Genomic DNA, 1756 nt, shown 5'->3' with positions numbered 1-1756 from the left:
GGGCTGCGCCGAGCGCGGCGAGGGGGCGCCGTAGCCGCGCCAGGACATGCGCGGGCCCGGCCCGGATCGCATGACCCCGGGCCGGGCCGGGATTGGCCTGCCGGTCAGTTCGTCATGCTGGTGAACATGCCGGGCTCGTAGGAACCCCCCTGGTTGTTCAGGATCACACCGAACCGGTTGGACGCGTTGATCATGGCGACCAGGGAGACCAGCGCGGCGATCTGGTCGTCGTCATAGTGCTTGCGCACTTGGGCCCAGGTTTCGTCGGACACGCCGGCGTGGGCGTCGGCGAGTCGGGTGCCCTCCTCGGCCAGCGCCAGCGCGGCCTGCTCGGCCTCGGTGAACACGGTGGCATGGCGCCAGGTGGCGACCAGGCTGAGCCGGGGCGAGGTCTCACCGGCCGCTGCGGCCTCCTTGGTGTGGATGTCGACGCAGAAACCGCAGCCGTTGATCTGGCTGGCGCGGAGGCTGACCAACTCCTGGGTGATCCTGGGCAGCGACGACTGCTCGATCACCAGGCTGACGTTGTAGGTCCGCTTGGCGATCTTGGAGCCGATCTCGTTGGCGAGCAGGTTGAAACGGGGTTCCATGGCTTCGTCCTCATTCGTGGACCTGCGCGCCGCGCGGATCGTCCGCGCGGCGTCCTGACGACCACGAGATGCCGGCGCCCCGGTCTTTGTGACAGCACCGGTTGCGTGACGAGCCGCACAACGTCTCGACGTCACAGAACGACGCTGCCCTGTGTCTGCTGGGTGACACAGTCGAGAGTGCGGAGGAACCACCCATGGCCGGCACGTCGGAGACCGCGCCCGAAGTTCGCGGTGGGGGCAGGAGCCACTACGATCGCCCGGACCCCGCCACCAGGGCGTTCGTCGCCCACCGCAACCTGCTCTTCACCGTCGCCTACGAGATGCTCGGCTCGGCAGCCGACGCGGAGGACGTCCTCCAGGAGACCTGGCTGCGCTGGGCGGACGTCGATCTCGAATCCGTACAGAACCAGCGCGCGTACCTGGTCCGGATCACCACCCGCCAGGCGCTGATCCGGCTGCGTACGCTCGGCCGCCGCAAGGAGACCTACGTCGGCCCCTGGCTTCCCGAGCCGCTGCTCACCACACCCGACGTGGCCGAGGACGTCGAGCTGGCCGACAGCGTCTCGATGGCGATGCTGCTGGTGCTGGAGACGCTCACGCCGAACGAGCGGGCGGTGTTCGTACTGCGCGAGGTCTTCGACCTCGGCTACGACGAGATCGCCGAAGCCGTCGACAAGAGCCCGGCAGCGGTCCGTCAGATCGCCCACCGGGCACGGTCACACGTCGCCGCGCGCCGCCCGCGCGGAGTCGTTTCCCCGGCCGAGACCCGAGACGCACTGGGGGCCTTCCAACGAGCGGTCGAAACAGGCGACTTGCAATCCCTGTTCGACATCCTCGCGCCGGATGTCGTCTTCCTGGGTGACGGCGGCGGGGCCGTGCAGGCCACGCTGTCGCCCGTCGTGGGCGTCGGCAGCGTGGCCCCCCTGCTGGTCGCTTCCCGGCTGGGCAGCATCGCCGCCGAGACACCGCTGCAACCGGCACAGGTAAATGGCCACCCGGCGCTGATTCTCCGGCTCGACGGCGAGATCGACACCGTCCTGGCGGTGCGCATCGACGACGGCCTCATCACCGGGCTCTACGCCGTGCGCAACCCCGAGAAGCTGTCGCACATGCAGCAGGAGACCGCCCTGCACCGCTGAGCCCGGCGGCCCGAAGGCATCCCGAGC

The 1756-nt window shown here is 69.5% G+C and carries 2 protein-coding genes; one reads left to right on the top strand and one right to left on the bottom strand.

Going from position 1 to position 1756, the window contains the following annotated elements; genetic code table 11:
- Positions 1 to 104: 104 nt before the first annotated feature.
- The gene (locus ACWGI8_RS43955; protein WP_453669187.1) at positions 105 to 590 is read right to left on the bottom strand and encodes a carboxymuconolactone decarboxylase family protein; all 486 of its coding nucleotides are present in this window, start codon (positions 588 to 590) and stop codon (positions 105 to 107) included.
- 194 nt (positions 591 to 784) lie between these two features.
- On the opposite strand from ACWGI8_RS43955, the gene ACWGI8_RS43950 reads away from it, so the two are divergent.
- On the top strand, positions 785 to 1729 hold the full coding sequence (locus ACWGI8_RS43950; RefSeq protein WP_453669186.1) for an RNA polymerase sigma-70 factor: 945 nt from the start codon (positions 785 to 787) through the stop codon (positions 1727 to 1729).
- The last annotated feature ends 27 nt before the right edge of the window (positions 1730 to 1756 follow it).

This window comes from Streptomyces sp. NPDC054841 (assembly GCF_053611045.1).
This window is presented reverse-complemented; position numbering and strand designations above follow the sequence as displayed.